Raw genomic sequence first — 17,386 nt, 5'->3', positions numbered from 1 at the left:
GTGACCACGCACCCGATCGTCGCCCGCACGGGGGCGCTGCCCGCACCGCTCGTGGAGGACGTCCGCCGGCTCGCCGCCGAGGCCGCCGCGCAGGACGGCGTCCCGCCGCTGTCCGAGCAGCCGCTGCTCTGGCTGACCGGCGGGGAGGCGACGCACCTGCTGGTGGTCGACGGCGACGCGCTGCTCGGGTACGGGCAGGTGGATCTGCGCGACCCGGCGCAGGCGACCGCGGAGGTCATGGTGCACCCGGGGCACCGGCGGCGTGGGCTGGGGAGCGCGCTGCTCGCCGCTGCCCGGGACGCCGTGCTGGCCGCGCGGGCGAGCGGCGCAGGGGCGGGCACGGCCGGTGCGGCCGGTGCGGCCGACGCTCCCGCGAGCGCGGACGGCCATCGCGCGGACGACCCCTCCGAGCCCGTGCTGTCCGTGTGGGCGCACGGCGACCTGCCTCCCGCCCGCGCCCTCGCCGCCCGCCGGCACCTGCCGGTCACCCGCGAGCTGTGGCAGATGCGCCGCGCGCTGGACCCCGCCGCCCCGCCGTCCGGCGCCGTGCCCCCGCCGGGGGTGACCGTGCGCACCTTCGAGCCCGGCCGGGACGAGGACGCCTGGCTGCGGGTGAACGCCCGCGCGTTCGCGCACCACCCCGAGCAGGGCCGGCTCACCCGCGCCGATCTCGACGACCGGATGTCGGAGGCCTGGTTCGACCCCGCCGGTCTGCTGCTCGCCGAGCACGACGGGCGGCTGCTCGCCTCCGGCTGGACCAAGGTCGTGCCCGGCGAGGACGCGGGCGAGATCTACGCGCTCGGCGTGGACCCGGATGCCCAGGGCCGCGGGCTCGGTCGGCTGCTGACCGCGCTGATGCTCGACCACCTGGCCGCGCGCGGCCTGCACGAGGTGCTGCTGTACACCGAGGGCGACAACCACCCGGCGATCCGGGTGTACCAGGGGGCCGGCTTCAAGCGATCGGCGGTGGACGTGGTCTACGCGGTCTGACCGCGGGCCGCGTGATCACGCGGCGCCGAGCCGTCCACAGGGGGTTCCCGTGCTCCGTCGTCCCCAGGGTCGAGATTCGGACACCCACTGGTCACCTTCCAGTGACACCATGGGCCGATGAGCGACGCCACCACCCCCGACGAGCCCGCCCGCGGACGGACCCGCCGCACCGCCGCACCGGCTGCCGCGTCGAGCACGTCGAGCACCCGCGCGGCGTCGAGCACGCAGCCGGCCACCCGCACCCGGCGCGGCGCCGGCGCTGCTGCGGGCACCGGCACGCGCACCACGCGCACCTCCGACGGCCGGGCGAGCGCCCGCCGGGCCGGGGGTGCCGACGCCTCCGCCACCGTGCCGAGCACGTCCGGCGCGCCGGTCACCGACAGCATCCCCGTCGTCCGGCAGCGCCCGCTCGCCCCGGAGCTCGCCGCGCACATCGCCGAGCACATCGCGCCGGCCACGGAGACCGACCTGGACGGCCGTGTCGAGGCCGAGCCGCTGCCCGCCGACCGGTTCCTCGACCGTGAGATCTCCTGGCTGGCCTTCAACGAGCGCGTGCTCCAGCTCGCCGAGGACCCCACGCAGCCGCTGCTGGAGCGGGTCCGCTACCTGGCGATCTTCGCCTCCAACCTGGACGAGTTCTTCATGGTCCGGGTGGCCGGTCTCAAGCGCCGCATCGCCACCGGCCTCGCCGTCACCGCCGCCTCCGGCCTGAGCCCGCGCCAGGTGCTCGAGGCCATCAGCGTGCGCGCGCACGACCTGTCGGACCGGCACGCCCGGGTTTTCGCCGAGCAGGTGCAGCCCGAGCTCGCCGCCCAGGGCATCACCCTGGTCCGCTGGGACGAGCTGGGCGAGGCGGAGCAGGACCGGCTGCGCAAGTTCTTCCGCAAGCAGATCTTCCCGGTGCTCACCCCGCTCGCGGTGGACCCGGCGCACCCCTTCCCGTACATCTCCGGGCTGTCGCTCAACCTCGCGGTGGTCGTCGCCAACCCGAGCACCGGCAAGGAGCACTTCGCCCGGGTCAAGGTGCCGCCGCTGCTCCCCCGGTACATCGCCGTGGACGCGAAGGGCCGGCCCAGCGCCACCGCCTCGCAGAACACCATGGACAAGGGCCCGATGTCGTTCGTCCCGGTGGAGGACGTCATCTCGGAGCACCTCGACCAGCTGTTCCCCGGCATGGAGGTGCGCGAGCACCACACCTTCCGCGTCACCCGCAACGAGGACGTGGAGGTCGAGGAGGACGACGCCGAGAACCTGCTGCAGGCGATGGAGAAGGAGCTGCTGCGCCGCAAGTTCGGCCCGCCGGTCCGCCTGGAGATCGCCGACGGGATCAGCCCGCGCATCCGGCAGCTGCTGGTGCGCGAGCTCGGCGTCGCCGAGGAGGAGGTCTACGAGCTGCCCGCGCCGCTGGACCACACCGGCCTCAACCTGATCGCCGACCTGGACCGTGCCGACCTGGCGTACCCGCGCTTCGTGCCGACCACCCACCGCTTCCTCGCCGAGGTGGAGAGCGCGAACCCGACCGACGTCTTCGCGGCGATCCGCACCCGCGACATCCTGCTGCACCACCCCTACGACTCGTTCTCGACCTCGGTGCAGACCTTCCTCGAGCAGGCCGCCGCCGACCCCCGGGTGCTCGCGATCAAGCAGACCCTGTACCGGACCTCCGGCGACTCCCCGATCGTCGACGCCCTGATCGACGCCGCCGAGGCCGGCAAGCAGGTGCTGGCCCTGGTCGAGATCAAGGCGCGGTTCGACGAGCAGGCCAACATCGAGTGGGCCCGCAAGCTCGAGCAGGCCGGCGTGCACGTGGTCTACGGCATCGTCGGGCTGAAGACCCACGCCAAGCTGTCGCTGGTGGTCCGCCAGGAGCAGGACGGCCTGCGCCGGTACTGCCACGTCGGCACCGGCAACTACAACCCGAAGACCGCGCGGATCTACACCGACCACGGGCTGCTCACCTGCGACCCCGACGTCGGCCAGGACCTCACCCGCCTGTTCAACCAGCTGTCCGGCTACGCGCCGAAGTCCCGGTTCCACCGGCTGCTGGTCGCCCCGCGCTCGGTGCGCTCCGGTCTGGTCGAGCGGATCGACCGCGAGGCCGCCGCCGCGCGCGAGGGTCGTCCGTCGTGGATCAAGCTCAAGGTCAACTCGATGGTCGACGAGGAGACGATCGACGCGCTGTACCGCGCCTCGCAGGCCGGCGTGCCCGTCGACCTGGTCGTGCGCGGCATCTGCGCGCTGCGCCCCGGCGTGCCCGGGCTGTCCGAGACCGTGCGCGTGCGCTCGATCCTCGGCCGGTTCCTGGAGCACTCGCGGATCTACGCCTTCGCCGCCGACGCGGGGGTGCCGCGCGACGTGAACGACCCCAGCCGCGACACCCCGGAGACCCGCACCCCCGGCCCGGAGGTCTACATCGGCTCCGCCGACCTCATGCACCGCAACCTGGACCGTCGCGTCGAGGCGCTGGTGCGGCTGGCCGACCCCGACCAGATCGCCGAGCTGGTGGACCTGCTGGACGAGTCCACCTCCGACGGCACCTCGTCCTGGCACCTCGGGCCGAACGGCCAGTGGACCCGGCATGCGATCGGCGCCGACGGGGAGCCGCTGCGCGACCTCCAGTCCGCGCTGATCTACCGGCAGCGTCGGCGCCTGGGCGCCTCGCGGTGAGCCGTCCCGCCTCCGCGCTGCCCGTCGTCGAGGCCGCGGGCGCCCTGGTCTGGCGCGTGCGCCAGGGGCGCCTCCAGGTCGTGCTCGTGCACCGCCCGCGGTACCGCGACTGGTCGTGGCCCAAGGGCAAGCTCGAGCCGGGCGAGCACGTGGTCACCGCCGCCGTCCGCGAGGTCGAGGAGGAGACCGGCCTGGCCGTCGTGCTCGGCCGACCGCTGCCGACCCTGCACTACGCCCTGTCCGACGGCCGGCCCAAGCGCGTCCGCTACTGGGCGGCGCAGGTGGCAGGACGCCCGGACCGGCCCGCGCTGCACGCCCGACCGCCGGTCGAGCACGCCTCGCGGGACGAGATCGACCGCACCCGCTGGTTCGACGTGGCGGAGGCGCACCGCCGGCTGACCCGCCACGACGACCGGCTGCCGCTGGACGCGCTGGTCGCCGCGCACGGGGAGGGCCGGCTCGACACCCGCGCCGTCGTGGTCGTCCGGCACGGCCGCGCACGCAGCCGGGCGTCCTGGGGCGGCGAGGAGGCGACCCGTCCGCTGACCCCGGTCGGCGTCCGTCAGGCCGACGCGCTGGTCCCGGTGCTGTCCGGCTACGGCGTCGCCGCGGTCGTCAGCAGCCCGTGGCGACGCTGCCGCGCCACCGTCACCCCCTACCTGGACGCCGCCGGGCTGGTCGCCGAGGAGGCCGAGCCGCTGACCGAGCGCCAGCACGCCGACTCCCCGGAGAAGGCCGCCGACGTGGTCGCCCGGCTGCTGCGCACCGACGCCGACCTCGCGGTGTGCACCCACCGGCCGGTACTGCCCACGGTGCTGGGCGTCGTCGCCGAGCACGCCCGCAAGGCGGTCCGCGCCGACCTGCCCGCCGAGGACCCGTACCTGCGGCCCGGCGAGGTGCTGGTCACGCACGTCGTCACCGACGGCGACGTCACCCGGGTCGAGGCGGTGGAGCGGCACGCGCCGCTGGTGCCGGCCCCGGCGCCGCGCTGAGCGCACGCACCGACGGGCGCGCCCACGCCGACCCGGCCGTACGCGCCGCCGACCCCCCCCCGCACGCACGAGCGGCACGTCCCCAGGCAGGGGACGTGCCGCTCGGTGACCTCACCCGCGCGCGCGGGCGGTGCGATCAGATGCCGGCGCCCTGCAGGGTGCCGGTGACCTGCTCGGTCGGGTGCACGACGATGCACTGCACCGCGCGGTCGCCCGCGTCCCAGGACGCCGAGGACGGGGTCAGCACCTGGAAGTCGAGAGTCGACTCCTCGTAGGAGATCCCGAGGAAGGTGGAGAACTCGGTGTAGCAGAACTCGTCCGTGGTGGTGTCGAGGTCGGCCGGCAGCTCGTCGCCGGTGAGGGTCTGCTCGGCGTAGACCTCGGAGTCGTGCGGCTCGGCGCAGGGCACCACCGGCAGCGACTCGACCTCGGTCTGGCTCATCTCGGCGAGGTTCAGGCAGTCGCCGACCTTGATCGAGAACACGTTCGCGTCCGCCGACTCGGTCACCTCGCCGGAGGCCTCGTCGCGCTTGGCGTCGTCCGAGCCGGAGGACAGCATGCTGCACCCGGACACCGCCACCACGGAGGCGACGGCGAGCACAGCGAGGGCACAGCGGGAGGTCAGGGTTCGCACAGTCATGGCAGCAGCGAATCGGACATAGCGGACCGCTGTCCAGCAGTCATGCGTGCCCCAGGGGTGAATCCCGCGTGATCACGTGCCGGGTGTGACGGCGATCACGTCCAACCGGGTGAACCGGATGACGAGGGACCAAGGTCCCAAGTCTGCGCAGACCCGGACGCCCCGCCCGCGTCAGCCCAGCAGCGCGTGCAGCGCCACGTACACCACCGCAGCCACCGCGGCGGCGGCCGGGATGGTGAGGATCCACGCCGCACCGATGCTCTTGGCGACGCCCCAGCGCACTGCGGACAGCCGCTTGGTGGCGCCGACGCCCATGATCGCCGAGGTGATCGTGTGCGTGGTCGACACCGGGGCGTGCAGCCAGTACGCGTTGACGTACAGCACGACCGCCGACACGGACTCGGCGACGAAGCCGCGCGCCGGGTCGAGCTCGATGATCTTGCGGCCGAGCGTGCGCATGATCCGCCAGCCGCCGGAGTACGTGCCCAGCGAGATCGCGGTCGCGGCGGCGAGCTTGACCCACAGCGGGATCGAGTCGCCGTCGTGGAACCCGCCGGCGACCAGCGCCAGCACGATCACACCCATGGTCTTCTGCGCGTCCTGCAGGCCGTGGCCCAGCGCCATCGCCGCCGCCGAGGCGGTCTGCGCGATCCTGAACCGGCGCTGCGCCGGCGCGGGCGACGCCCGGCGGACCAGCCACAGCACGCCGACCATCACCAGGAACGCCAGCGCGAAGCCGAGCAGCGGGGAGATGACCATCGGCAGCACGACCTTGTCGAGGATCGCCTGCCAGTGCACCGTGATGCCCGAGGCGACGCCGACACCGGCCAGGCCGCCGATCAGCGCGTGCGTCGAGGACGACGGCAGGCCGAGCCACCAGGTGATGAGGTTCCAGGTGATCGCGCCGACCAGCGCGGACAGCACGATCACCAGGCCCTCGTGCGCCGCGACGTCGCCGATGCTGACGATGTCGTGCGCGATCGTCGTGGCGACGTGCGTGCCGAGCAGCGCGCCCAGCAGGTTGAAGACCGCCGCCATGATCAGTGCGGCCCGCGGCGTCAGCGCCCGCGTCGACACCGAGGTGGCGATGGCGTTCGCGGCGTCGTGGAACCCGTTGGTGTAGTCGAAGCCGAGGGCGAACGCCACGACCACGACGACGAGAAAGACCTCCACCGGTGCTCAGGACTCCTTGAGAGCGATGGTCTCGACGGTGTTGGCCACCTTCTCGAAGGCGTCGGCCGCGTCCTCGAGCTTCTCGATGACCTCCTTCAGCTTCATCAGCTGGATCGGGTCGGTGATCTCGTCGAACAGCTGCGCGAGCAGCTTGCGGTGGGCCTTGTCCGCCTGGTTCTCGAGGCGGTTGACCTCGACCCAGTACTCGGACAGCGAGTCCATCGAGCGCAGGCGGGGCATGGCCTCGGCGGTCAGCTCGGCAGCGCGCTGGAGCACCTGGACCTGGTCGGAGACCCGGGCGGGCAGCTCGTCGAGCTTGTAGAGCACGATGAGGTCCGCCGCCTCCTCCATGAAGTCCATGCAGTCGTCCAGGGTGGACGCGAGGTCGTAGATGTCGTCCCGGTCGAACGGCGTCACGAAGGTCTGGTTCAGACGACGCATGATCGAGTGGGTCGCCTCGTCGGCGAGGTGCTCGACCTCGCTGATCTGCTTCGCCAGGGCCTTGCGGGCCGGACGGTCGGCTCCCAGCAGCTCGGCCAGGAGGTTCGCTCCTGTGACGAGGTGCGCCGCGGAGGCGGCGAAGAGATCGAAGAACGAGGTATCGCGCGGGGTGAGGCGCAGGCGCACGGGAGGCTCCGGAGAAGAGGGCTCTTGTCAGGCACAGGCTAGGGCAGCCGTACGGTGAACTCACAACCCCGAAGGTGAACGCAGGGTGAACGCACAGCGTGTCGCGCCACGCCACGCCGTATTCACAGCCCGTTCCGTGCGCCCGTCACAGCATCGTGACCGGTCGATCGACAGGCAGAGGGCCCTCGCGCGGGGGAAGAGGACGACGCCGGACCGCAGAAGCGCCTCTCGGCGCGAGGCCGCTCGAAGCGGCTTGAGATGGAGCCCGGGGCTTACCGCGGCCCGACGTCGCTCTCCATTGTAGTCGGGGCCGTCCAACCCTCCCGGGCTGCGCGATCACTCCAGCTGGTCGGACCGCCACAGCGCGGCGGCGTGCTCCAGCTCCTCGGCGGTGCGGACCAGCGATCCCGCGCTGCGGGTCAGCCGGCCGGCGGCGTCGGTGTCGACCGCGTGGTCCAGGTGGTCGGCATCGAAGGCCGCACCGGTCGCCAGCACCCGGCAGAACGCGGCGCCGCGCTCCAGCGCCACCGCGAAGTCCCCCGCGTACACCCCGGACAGCACCGCGTCGACCACCTCGCGCACCTCCTCCGGCCCGGGCGGCGTCACCACCCCGGCGACGACGTGGTGCACCGGCGCCGCGTCCAGGCCCAGCCGGTAGCGGTCGGCGAGCGTGCGGGGATCGCGGCGCACCCACTCGCGCAGCACGTACAGCCGCCACAGCGCGCCGGGCAGCGTGGTCGCCGGGGAGTCCGCCCACAGCGCGGCCACCACGTCCAGCCCCTCGGTCTCCACCAGCCGCACCAGCCGCTCCAGCAGGGCCGGGTCCTCGTCCGCACCGGCACGGCCGCCGTGCACGATCGCCGCCGCCGTCGTGTGCGCGACCTGCGAGCGCAGGGCGGGGTCGAGGCCGCCGGGCAGCTCCTCGGCCACCCGGGCGTCGAGCATGGCCGGGCGGCGGAAGCGCGGGCGGGAGGATCCGGGATCAGACGTCACCCCTCGATTGTCCGCGCTCCTCCGCACGGTCGCGCACCGGCAGCGAGCCGCGTTGCGGATGCGGGATGTGTCGATCGGGTGAAGGGTGAACCTGGCCGTCGAACCGGTGCCCAGCGCAGTGCCCGGTCGGCGGTCGTCGCACGTCGGAGCACAGAAGGGCGCACGCCATGGCCGAGAGCAGCGGATCGACCGGGGCCGCGCCCCGTCACCCGTCCCACAACAAGGCGATCGGCCTGGCCGTCGCCGCCGCCGTCGGAGGCTTCCTGTTCGGCTTCGACTCCTCCGTGATCAACGGGGCCGTCGACGCGATCCAGGGGCAGTTCGACCTCGGGTCCACCCTCACCGGCTTCGCCGTCGCCGTCGCCCTGCTCGGCTGCGCCCTCGGCGCGTGGGCCGGCGGCAGGCTGGCCGACCGGCTCGGCCGCACCAAGGTCATGGTGCTCGGCGCCGTGCTGTTCTTCGTCTCCTCGATCCTGTCCGCCGCCGCCTTCGCCGTGTGGGACCTGATCCTGTGGCGGGTGCTCGCCGGTGTCGGCATCGGCATCGCCTCGGTGATCGCCCCCGCCTACATCGCCGAGATCGCCCCCGCCGCGCTCCGTGGCCGTCTCGGGTCGCTCCAGCAGCTCGCGATCACCCTCGGCATCTTCAGCGCCCTGCTGTCCGACCAGCTCCTGCAGGAGGCCGCCGGCGGCGCGTCCGAGACCCTCTGGCTCGGCTGGGAGGCGTGGCGGTGGATGTTCCTCGTCGCGGTGATCCCGGCCGCTGTGTACGGCATCCTCGCCCTGCGCATCCCGGAGTCCCCGCGCTACCTGGTCGCCCAGGGCCGCCGGGACGAGGCCGTCGAGGTGCTGCGCTCCGTGCTCGGTCCCGACGAGGACCCCGAGCAGCGCGTCACGCAGATCGAGCAGACCATCGAGAAGGACAGGGCCGTCGCGGAGAAGGCCAGCCTGCGCGGGCCCCGCTTCGGCCTGCTGCCCGTGGTGTGGGTCGGCATCCTGCTGTCGGTGTTCCAGCAGTTCGTCGGGATCAACGTGATCTTCTACTACTCCACGACGCTCTGGCAGGCGGTCGGCTTCGACGAGAGCCAGTCCTTCCTGGTCTCCACGATCACCTCCGTCACCAACGTCGCCGTCACGTTCATCGCCATCGCCCTGATCGACAAGGTCGGCCGCCGGCCCATCCTGCTCACCGGCTCCGCCGGCATGACGATCGCGCTCGCCGTGATGGCCCTCGCGTTCACCCAGGCCTCCGGCAGCGGCGAGGACGTCAGCCTGCCGTCCCCGTGGGGCCCGGTCGCCCTGGTCGCCGCCAACGCCTTCGTCGTGTTCTTCGGCGCCTCCTGGGGCCCGCTGGTGTGGGTGCTGCTCGGCGAGATGTTCCCCAACCGCATCCGCGCCGCCGCCCTCGGCGTGGCCGCCGCGGCGCAGTGGATCGCGAACTTCGTCATCACCGTGACGTTCCCGCCGATGCTCGACCAGTTCGGCGCCACCGGGCCGTACCTGATGTACGCGATCTTCGCCGCGCTGTCGTTCGTGTTCGTGCTCGGCAAGGTGCCGGAGACCAAGGGCGTCGAGCTGGAGGACATGGAGGACCTGCCGCCGGCCCGCGGGCCGCGCGCGGCGCGGGGGTGATCGCGACTGCGCAGAGTGATGCAGGGCTGCGCGGACGGCGGGTAACGTCGCTGGTCACGTAGTGTCCGTTCCCCGCGTGCGGGGATGAGCCGTCGACTGGTGGTGCGGCGAACGTCACCGCGGAGTCCGTTCCCCGCGTGCGGGGATGAGCCGGCACGGAACACGATCAAGGAGTCGATCTCATGGTCCGTTCCCCGCGTGCGGGGATGAGCCCGGCGACTATGAACCGCCCCGGCTTCCATGGAGGCTCTCAATCCACGGAGGATGAGGGTCATGGCTGCACTGAACCGCCCCGGGTTCAGTGGAGGCTCGGTTCTCTGGTTTCCAGCGTCGTCGACGCGGGGTTCTGACGGTAGTGGTTGGTCTCGTGCTCGGTGGGCGGGATGTCGCCGAGCTCGGTGTGCAGGCGGCGGTTGTTGAACCAGTCGACCCACTCCAGGGTCGCGATCTCGACGTCGTCCAGGGTCCGCCAGGGCCCGCGGCGGCGGATGAGTTCGGTCTTGAACAGCCCGATCGTCGACTCGGCCATGGCGTTGTCGTAGGCGTCCGCGACCGTTCCGATGGAGGCCCGGATCCCGAGCGCTGCGAGGCGCTCGGTCAGCGCCAGCGAGACGTATTGAGACCCGGCGTCGCTGTGGTGGATCAGCCCGGACAGGTCCGCGACGCCGGCTCGGCCCCGGGACCAGACCGCCATCTCGAGGGTGTCTGTGACCAGGGCCGCGCGCATGTTCGTGTCGGCCTTCCAGCCCACGATCATCCGGGAGAACACGTCGATGACGAACGCGACGTAGCAGAACCCCGACCACGTCCGGACGTAGGTGAAGTCCGCTACCCACAACTGGTTCGGTGCGGTGGCGTCGAAGGCACGGTTGACCAGATCACCGGCTCGGCAGCCGTCCTTGCCCGGGATCGTGGTGCGCTTGGCTCGGCCGCGAACCGCTCCGCGCAGGTCAGCGGCCCGCATGAGCCGCTCGACCCGGCAGCGCCCGACCGGATGCCCGAGGCGGTGCAGGTGCCGCCACATCTTCCGCGCCCCATAGACCCCGTAGTTCGCGGCGTGCTCGACGCCGATCACCTCGGTCAGCTCCGCGTCGGCCACCGACCGCGGCGAGGGTGGGCGGGACCTGGCCGCGTAGTACGTGCTCGGGGCGACCTGCAGTTGCGCGCAGATCGGCTCGACCCCGAACTCGGTGCGGTGGGCGTCGATGAACTCGACTACCTGGTGGACGGGCGGTCGAGCTCCGCCGCGAAGAAAGCCGACGCACTGCGCAGGATCGCGTTCGCCCGCCGCAGCTCCCGGTTCTCTCGTTCCAGCTCGGCCAGTCGCTGGGCGTCGCTCGTCGTGGTCCCGGGCCGGTCGCCGGCGTCGACTTCGGTCTGGTTGACCCATCCGCGCAGCGTCTCGGGGTTGATCCCGAGCTGCTCACCGATCCGCCGGCACGCCCCAGGGCGCGTCACCGGGTCCTTCCGCGCGTCCAGCACGAGCCGGACCGCGCGCTCACGCAGCTCGTCCGGGTACTTCCTCGGTGCAGCCATGACCCTCATCCTCCGTGGATTGAGAGCCTCCATGGAAGCCGGGGCGGTTCAGAGCCTCCACTGAACCCGGGGCGGTTCACCGCGCGAGACGGTGCCGCCGGCGCGCACGCCATCGTCCGTTCCCCGCGTGCGGGGATGAGCCGGTGCGCGAGTGCCGTTCCGACGCGTCGTGGGAGTCCGTTCCCCGCGTGCGGGGATGAGCCGCCCTGCACCTTCATGCCGGTCAGGGGCCGGGCGTCCGTTCCCCGCGTGCGGGGATGAGCCCCTCGACCCCGCCCCGTTCGCCGCGCTCGTCAGGTCCGTTCCCCGCGTGCGGGGATGAGCCCAGGTCACGCTCGTCCAGCGGGTACTGGGTGGAGTCGTTTCCCCGCGTGCGGGCATGAGCCGCCGTACGATCTCGCCGACCGTGACGGGCAGCAGTCGTTTCCCCGCGTGCGGGGATGCGCCCGTGATCCCGCACGACGGAGTCGTGCACGCCGGGTCGTTCCCCGCGAGCGGGGATGAGCCCCCGAGAAGGCCCGCGCCGACGGCTACCGCCTCGTCGTCTCCCCGCGTGCGGGGATGAGCCCTCGGGCGCTCCGTCGGCCTCCTCCGGGTCGTCGTCGCTTCCCCGCGTGCGGGGATGAGCCCAACGCCACCTCGCCCCGCTCGCGACGTGTGTCGTCCTCCCCGCGTGTGGGGATCCCGGTCACGCTCGTCTCGCATCGGCCCGCGAAACGCCGACTCGGCGGTGGGCAGGGGACGCCCAGACGCCGTGCAGGCGTACCCACCGAACCCTCCGGACCGTCAACCGCCGTCTCGGTGCCGCACGTCGTCACGCCAGCGGCGAACACGGGACGCCCAGCCCCACCCTCGCCGTTAGCATCGAACAACGCCAGCCCTCGCCGTGTGCGGGCACCACAGCCCAGCACCGGCGGAGACGCCGCTCGTGAGGAGTGCACATGTTCGAGAGATTCACGGACCGAGCCCGTCGCGTGGTCGTCCTCGCCCAGGAAGAGGCGCGGATGCTCAACCACAACTACATCGGCACCGAGCACATCCTCCTGGGCCTGATCCACGAGGGGGAGGGCGTCGCGGCCAAGGCCCTCGAGTCGCTCAACATCTCGCTCGACGCGGTGCGCGCCCAGGTCCAGGAGATCATCGGCGAGGGCCAGCAGGCCCCGAGCGGGCACATCCCGTTCACGCCGCGCGCCAAGAAGGTGCTGGAGCTCTCGCTGCGCGAGGCGCTGCAGCTCGGCCACAACTACATCGGCACCGAGCACATCCTGCTCGGCCTGATCCGCGAGGGCGAGGGTGTCGCCGCGCAGGTGCTGGGCAAGCTCGGCGCCGACCTGAACCGGGTGCGCCAGCAGGTCATCCAGCTGCTGTCCGGCTACCAGGGCAAGGAGCCGGTCGCCGCGGGCGGTCCGGCGGAGGGTCAGCCCTCGGGCTCGGCGGTGCTGGACCAGTTCGGCCGCAACCTGACGCAGGCCGCGCGCGACGGCAAGCTGGACCCGGTGATCGGGCGCGAGAAGGAGATCGAGCGGGTCATGCAGGTGCTGTCCCGCCGCACCAAGAACAACCCGGTGCTGATCGGCGAGCCCGGCGTCGGCAAGACGGCGGTCGTCGAGGGCCTGGCCCAGGACATCGTCCGGGGCGACGTGCCGGAGACGCTGAAGGACAAGCAGCTCTACACGCTGGACCTCGGCGCGCTGGTCGCGGGCTCCCGCTACCGCGGTGACTTCGAGGAGCGCCTGAAGAAGGTGCTCAAGGAGATCCGCACCCGCGGCGACATCATCCTGTTCATCGACGAGATCCACACCCTGGTGGGTGCGGGTGCCGCCGAGGGCGCGATCGACGCCGCCAGCATCCTCAAGCCGATGCTGGCCCGCGGCGAGCTCCAGACGGTCGGCGCGACCACGCTGGACGAGTACCGCAAGTACGTGGAGAAGGACCCGGCGCTGGAGCGTCGCTTCCAGCCGATCCAGGTGTCGGAGCCGAACCTCCAGCACGCGATCGAGATCCTCAAGGGTCTGCGCGACCGCTACGAGGCGCACCACCGCGTGTCGATCACGGACGGTGCGCTGGTCGCCGCCGCGACGCTGGCCGACCGCTACGTCAACGACCGCTTCCTGCCGGACAAGGCGATCGACCTGGTCGACGAGGCCGGTGCCCGCCTGCGGATCCGTCGCATGACGGCCCCGCCGGAGCTGCGCGAGCTCGACGAGCAGATCGCCGAGACGCGTCGCGACAAGGAGTCGGCGATCGACGAGCAGGACTTCGAGAAGGCCGCGCGGCTGCGCGACCAGGAGAAGCAGCTCGGCCTCAAGCGCCAGGAGAAGGAGAAGGCCTGGAAGTCGGGCGACCTGGACGCGGTCGCGGAGGTCGACGAGGAGCTGATCGCGGAGGTGCTGGCGCTGGCCACCGGCATCCCGGTGTTCAAGCTGACCGAGGAGGAGTCGAGCCGGCTGCTCAAGATGGAGGACGAGCTGCACAAGCGGGTCGTCGGCCAGGAGGCGGCGATCAAGGCGCTGTCCCAGGCCATCCGCCGCACGCGTGCCGGGCTCAAGGACCCGAAGCGCCCCGGTGGGTCGTTCATCTTCGCCGGCCCCACCGGCGTCGGGAAGACCGAGCTGGCCAAGGCGCTCGCCGAGTTCCTGTTCGGTGACGAGGACGCGCTGATCCAGCTCGACATGTCCGAGTTCTCGGAGAAGCACACCGTGTCGCGGCTGTTCGGCTCGCCCCCCGGCTACGTCGGCTACGACGAGGGCGGTCAGTTCACCGAGAAGGTGCGCCGTCGTCCGTTCTCGGTCGTGCTGTTCGACGAGGTCGAGAAGGCGCACGCGGACATCTTCAACTCGCTGCTGCAGATCCTCGAGGACGGTCGTCTGACCGACTCGCAGGGTCGGGTGGTCGACTTCAAGAACACCGTGATCATCATGACCACGAACCTCGGCACCCGGGACATCGCCAAGGGCGTCCAGACCGGCTTCCAGGCCGGCGGCGACCTGTCGACGTCGTACGAGCGCATGAAGTCCAAGGTCAACGACGAGCTCAAGACGCACTTCCGTCCCGAGTTCCTCAACCGCGTCGACGACGTGGTGGTGTTCCCGCAGCTGTCGCAGCCGGAGATCTTCGCGATCGTCGACCTGATGATCGCCAAGCTCGACGCCCGTCTGCGCGACAAGGACATGGGCATCGAGCTCACCGAGGCGGCCAAGAAGCTGCTCTCGGAGAAGGGCTACGACCCGGTCCTGGGCGCCCGGCCGCTGCGCCGTGCGATCCAGCGGGAGATCGAGGACGCGCTGTCCGAGAAGATCCTGTTCGGGGAGCTCAAGGCCGGTCAGCAGATCGTGGTGGACGCGCAGGGCGAGGGCATCCTCGGCGAGTTCGTCTTCCGCGGCGAGGAGCGCCCGCGCGGCGCCAAGGAGCCGGTGTCGGTGGGGGCGCACGCCTCGGTCGGCACGCCAGGCTCCGGCACCGACGTGCCGCCGGCCCCGCCGATCTCGGCGACCGGTGACGGCGGGTCGGGCCTGATGCCCGCCTGACGCAGGCGCAGCACCACAGCACGGCGCACGGGGGCCGGGTCGCACGCAGCGGCCCGGCCCTCGTGGCGTCTGCCGTCGGCGGTGACGCGCGGTCGGCGCACCGGCGCACCCGCTGCACCGCGTGGGAGCGCTCCTGCGCAGATCGGCGTGATCACGCGGATCTCGCAGACCGGGAGGAAGCCGACGGACCGGACGGACCCGACGGGTGCTGCCACCCAGGAACCACCCCGGACCGCCCCGGGAAACCGCCTACCGTGGCGCCATGTCCGGATCGGTGACCCTCAGCGACGTCGCGCGCGAGGCCGGTGTCTCGCTCGCGACGGCCTCCCGCGCCCTCAACGGCAGCGCCACGCGCACCGTCGGCGAGGACCTCCGCCTGCGCGTGCAGGCCACCGCCCAGCGCCTGCGCTACACGCCCGACGGGATCGCGCAGGCGATGGCCCGCGGGCGCACGACCTCCCTCGGGCTGGTCGTCCCGGACATCGCCGACCCGCGGTACGCGGCCGTCGCCGCCGGGGTGGTGCAGGCCGCCACGACCGCCGGGCTGACCGTGGCGCTGACCGTCTCCGACGGCGACCCCACGCAGGACGCCGCGCTGGTGGAGCAGCTCCAGCGGCAGCGGGCCCGGGGCGTCGTGCTGGTGCGCGGCGACCGGCGCGCGGGCTCCGGCGCCGCGTCGACCGCCGCCGCGGCGCCCGTGGCCCCCGAGGACGCCGACGCCCGGCACGCGGACGCGGTCACCACCCTGCGCAGCGCCCTGGAAGCGTTCCGCTCCACCGGCGGCGGCGTCGCCGTGATCGGCGGGGACGGCCTGGGCGTGGACACGGTGGACCTCGGCGAGCAGGACGCGGCGATCGAGCTGGTGCGCGCGCTGCTCGCCCGTGGGTACACCGGGATCGCGCTGCTGACCGGCGAGGAGCCGACAGCACGGACCCGTGGCGAGGCGCTGCTGCGGGCGTTCGCGGCCGAGGGCCACCCGGTGCCGCTGGAGCGGCAGGTCGCCGCGTCGCCGGCCCGTTCCGCCGTCGCCGCGCGGGTGCACACGCTGCTCGCCGCCGACCCCGAGATCGGCCTGGTCGTCGCGGTGGACGAGGACCGCGCGCTCGGCGTGCTCGACGCCGCGCGCGCCATGACCGAGGCGGGCCTGGAGCCGGTGGCGGTGGCCGGGCTCGACGGGACCGAGCGCTCGGCGGCGGTGGTCCCGACGCTGACCACCGTGCGGCTGCCCTATGCCCGCGCCGGCGCCGAGGCGGTCGCGCTGGTGCTGGCCCCCGGATCGCCCCGTCCGCGCCCTGACGCCGCTCGCCGCCCCGACGCCGCCCGGCGGCCCGGCTCGCAGGCGCTGACCGCACGCGTCGTCGATCAGGGCGCCGCCTCCGGCACGGCCACCGGCGAGGCGCACCCCGCGTCGGCCCGTCCTCGGGGCCCGCGCCGGGTGCAGGTCGCCGCCGCGGTGGAGCTGGGCGCGTCCACGCCCGGCCGCTGACCACCGCCGCGCTCCCCCGCCGGCGGGACCCGTCCCCCTCCTGAGAGGGTGGTCCGCGGGCGCGGTGCTGCCGGACGATCATCGGGTGATCGAGACCGCCGACGCCGTGCCCGCCCCGCCGACCCCGGCCGTCGACGCCCGGTCCCGGGTGCGCCGGGCGATGCCGCTGGTGGCGCAGGCGGTGCTCGTCGGGGCGTTCCTGCTGATCACGCCGGTGAACGTGCCCGGTGAGGGCTGGGGCGGGGCCGACGGGTTCGGCTATGGGTACGGGGCCCCGTCGACGGCGGTCTCCGCGCTGGTCGCGGTCGCCGGGCTGAGCGTGGTCGTCGGCGTGCTGCTCGGCCGGCGGGATCGGCGGCTCGCGCTGGCGCTGGTGTGCTGGCCGTTCGCGACGGTGCTGCTGACCGGCACCTTCGTGTGGGGCTGGGGGCTCGGCCTGCTGGCACTGGCGGCCCAGGGCGCCCAGGAGGGCTGGCGACGCGCGGCGCTGCCGTACGCGCTGCTGATGATGCTGGTGGTGGCGTACTGCGTCTCCGGGATCCCGGCGATGCTCCCGGTCGGCCTGGTGGACGCGGGCGCGGCCTCCCCGGACGAGGCGCTGCCGAGCACCGCCCGGACGTCGCGGTGGTGGACGTGCGGATGCCCCGGTTGGACGGGATCGCCGCCACCGCCCGGATCGCCGCCGAGCACCCGGGCACCCGCGTGCTGGTGCTCACCACCTTCGACCTGGACGAGTACGTCGACGACGCCCTGCGGGCCGGGGCCAGCGGGTTCCTGCTCAAGGACGTGCCGGCCGGCGACCTGGTCGAGGCGGTGCGCCTGGTCGCGGGCGGGTCGATGCTGCTCGGGCCGGGCGTCGCCCGGCGGCTGGTCGCCGACGTGACGGCACGGCGTCCCGAGATCGAGCCGGCACCGGGCCTCGACCTCGTGACGCCGCGCGAGCGCGAGGTGCTGCTCACGGTGGCCCGCGGGCTGTCGAACGCCGAGGTCGCCGCGGCGCTGTTCATCTCGGAGCAGACCGTGAAGTCGCACGTGTCCGAGCCGCTGCGCAAGCTGTCCTGCCGCGACCGGGTGCAGCTGGTGATCGTGGCCTACGAGTCGGGGCTGGTCGAGTCCTGAGGTCC

General features: G+C 73.0%; 13 protein-coding genes and 1 other annotated feature. Of the genes, 7 read left to right on the top strand and 6 right to left on the bottom strand.

The window, feature by feature from the left end:
* The 3 genes from mshD (at nt 1) to ACZ5HG_RS02730 (ending at nt 4,649) form a co-directional block, all read left to right on the top strand.
* The gene (gene mshD, locus ACZ5HG_RS02740; protein ID WP_464180271.1) at nt 1–990 is read left to right on the top strand and encodes a mycothiol synthase; all 990 of its coding nucleotides are present in this window, start codon (nt 1–3) and stop codon (nt 988–990) included.
* 117 nt (nt 991–1,107) lie between these two features.
* On the top strand, nt 1,108–3,657 hold the full coding sequence (locus ACZ5HG_RS02735) for an RNA degradosome polyphosphate kinase (protein ID WP_464180270.1): 2,550 nt from the start codon (nt 1,108–1,110) through the stop codon (nt 3,655–3,657).
* Nucleotides 3,654–4,649: an NUDIX hydrolase gene (locus ACZ5HG_RS02730; RefSeq protein ID WP_464180269.1), complete on the top strand. Its 996-nt coding sequence runs from the start codon at nt 3,654–3,656 to the stop codon at nt 4,647–4,649. Before ACZ5HG_RS02735 ends, ACZ5HG_RS02730 begins: the two co-directional genes overlap by 4 nt.
* A 136-nt stretch (nt 4,650–4,785) precedes the next feature.
* Here ACZ5HG_RS02730 and ACZ5HG_RS02725 read toward each other — a convergent pair whose 3' ends face one another.
* The 4 genes from ACZ5HG_RS02725 to ACZ5HG_RS02710 all read right to left on the bottom strand — a co-directional run bounded on the left by ACZ5HG_RS02725 (nt 4,786) and on the right by ACZ5HG_RS02710 (nt 8,034).
* Complete coding sequence (locus tag ACZ5HG_RS02725; protein WP_464180268.1) at nt 4,786–5,289, bottom strand: septum formation family protein; 504 nt, start codon at nt 5,287–5,289, stop codon at nt 4,786–4,788.
* Nucleotides 5,290–5,460: 171 nt separating this feature from the next.
* On the bottom strand, nt 5,461–6,462 hold the full coding sequence (locus tag ACZ5HG_RS02720; protein ID WP_464180267.1) for an anion permease: 1,002 nt from the start codon (nt 6,460–6,462) through the stop codon (nt 5,461–5,463).
* A 6-nt stretch (nt 6,463–6,468) separates the two neighbouring features.
* Entirely contained in the window at nt 6,469–7,089 is a 621-nt protein-coding gene (locus tag ACZ5HG_RS02715) for a DUF47 domain-containing protein (RefSeq protein WP_464180265.1), read from the bottom strand.
* Between the two features lie 336 nt (nt 7,090–7,425).
* Nucleotides 7,426–8,034, bottom strand: coding sequence for a hypothetical protein (locus ACZ5HG_RS02710; protein WP_464182079.1), 609 nt, complete (start codon nt 8,032–8,034; stop codon nt 7,426–7,428).
* A gap of 215 nt (nt 8,035–8,249) precedes the next feature.
* Here ACZ5HG_RS02710 and ACZ5HG_RS02705 point away from each other — a divergent pair, with 215 nt between their 5' ends.
* Nucleotides 8,250–9,713, top strand: coding sequence for a sugar porter family MFS transporter (locus ACZ5HG_RS02705; protein WP_464180264.1), 1,464 nt, complete (start codon nt 8,250–8,252; stop codon nt 9,711–9,713).
* A 298-nt stretch (nt 9,714–10,011) separates the two neighbouring features.
* Here ACZ5HG_RS02705 and ACZ5HG_RS02700 read toward each other — a convergent pair.
* Nucleotides 10,012–11,249, bottom strand: a protein-coding gene (locus tag ACZ5HG_RS02700) for an IS3 family transposase (RefSeq protein WP_464176884.1) whose coding sequence is annotated in 2 segments (ribosomal slippage) — nt 10,012–10,970 and nt 10,970–11,249 — 1,239 coding nt in all. Because the reading frame shifts where the segments join, the coding sequence is not laid out codon by codon here.
* Nucleotides 10,858–10,971: a sequence feature (AL1L pseudoknot), on the bottom strand. Its footprint overlaps the gene before it by 114 nt.
* 941 nt (nt 11,250–12,190) lie before the next feature.
* Here ACZ5HG_RS02700 and ACZ5HG_RS02695 point away from each other — a divergent pair.
* Together ACZ5HG_RS02695 and ACZ5HG_RS02690 are read left to right on the top strand one after the other, a co-directional pair.
* A complete protein-coding gene (locus tag ACZ5HG_RS02695) occupies nt 12,191–14,776 on the top strand; it encodes an ATP-dependent Clp protease ATP-binding subunit (protein ID WP_464180263.1) in 2,586 nt (861 codons plus the stop codon).
* Nucleotides 14,777–15,038: 262 nt separating this feature from the next.
* Nucleotides 15,039–16,262: a LacI family DNA-binding transcriptional regulator gene (locus tag ACZ5HG_RS02690; protein ID WP_464180262.1), complete on the top strand. Its 1,224-nt coding sequence runs from the start codon at nt 15,039–15,041 to the stop codon at nt 16,260–16,262.
* Between the two features lie 78 nt (nt 16,263–16,340).
* Here the strand turns inward: ACZ5HG_RS02690 and ACZ5HG_RS02685 are convergent, their stop codons facing one another.
* Nucleotides 16,341–16,472: a hypothetical protein gene (locus ACZ5HG_RS02685; RefSeq protein ID WP_464180261.1), complete on the bottom strand. Its 132-nt coding sequence runs from the start codon at nt 16,470–16,472 to the stop codon at nt 16,341–16,343.
* Between the two features lie 165 nt (nt 16,473–16,637).
* Between ACZ5HG_RS02685 and ACZ5HG_RS02680 the strand changes: the two genes are divergently transcribed.
* Nucleotides 16,638–17,381, top strand: coding sequence for a LuxR C-terminal-related transcriptional regulator (locus ACZ5HG_RS02680; RefSeq protein ID WP_464180260.1), 744 nt, complete (start codon nt 16,638–16,640; stop codon nt 17,379–17,381).
* Nucleotides 17,382–17,386 lie beyond the last annotated feature (5 nt).

It is taken from the genome of Cellulomonas sp. GTC20042, from assembly GCF_055389595.1.
The sequence above is the reverse complement of the archived record's forward strand: the minus strand, read 5'-3'. Positions and strand labels throughout refer to the sequence as shown.

Excerpts from the sequence above, each read along its gene's own strand:
- ACZ5HG_RS02725 (WP_464180268.1), bottom strand. The coding sequence starts at position 5,289 with ATGACTGTGCGAACCCTGACCTCCCGCTGTGCCCTCGCTGTGCTCGCC.
- ACZ5HG_RS02705 (WP_464180264.1), top strand. The coding sequence starts at position 8,250 with ATGGCCGAGAGCAGCGGATCGACCGGGGCCGCGCCCCGTCACCCGTCC.
- ACZ5HG_RS02735 (WP_464180270.1), top strand. The coding sequence starts at position 1,108 with ATGAGCGACGCCACCACCCCCGACGAGCCCGCCCGCGGACGGACCCGC.
- ACZ5HG_RS02690 (WP_464180262.1), top strand. The coding sequence starts at position 15,039 with ATGTCCGGATCGGTGACCCTCAGCGACGTCGCGCGCGAGGCCGGTGTC.
- ACZ5HG_RS02710 (WP_464182079.1), bottom strand. The coding sequence starts at position 8,034 with ATGCTCGACGCCCGGGTGGCCGAGGAGCTGCCCGGCGGCCTCGACCCC.
- ACZ5HG_RS02695 (WP_464180263.1), top strand. The coding sequence starts at position 12,191 with ATGTTCGAGAGATTCACGGACCGAGCCCGTCGCGTGGTCGTCCTCGCC.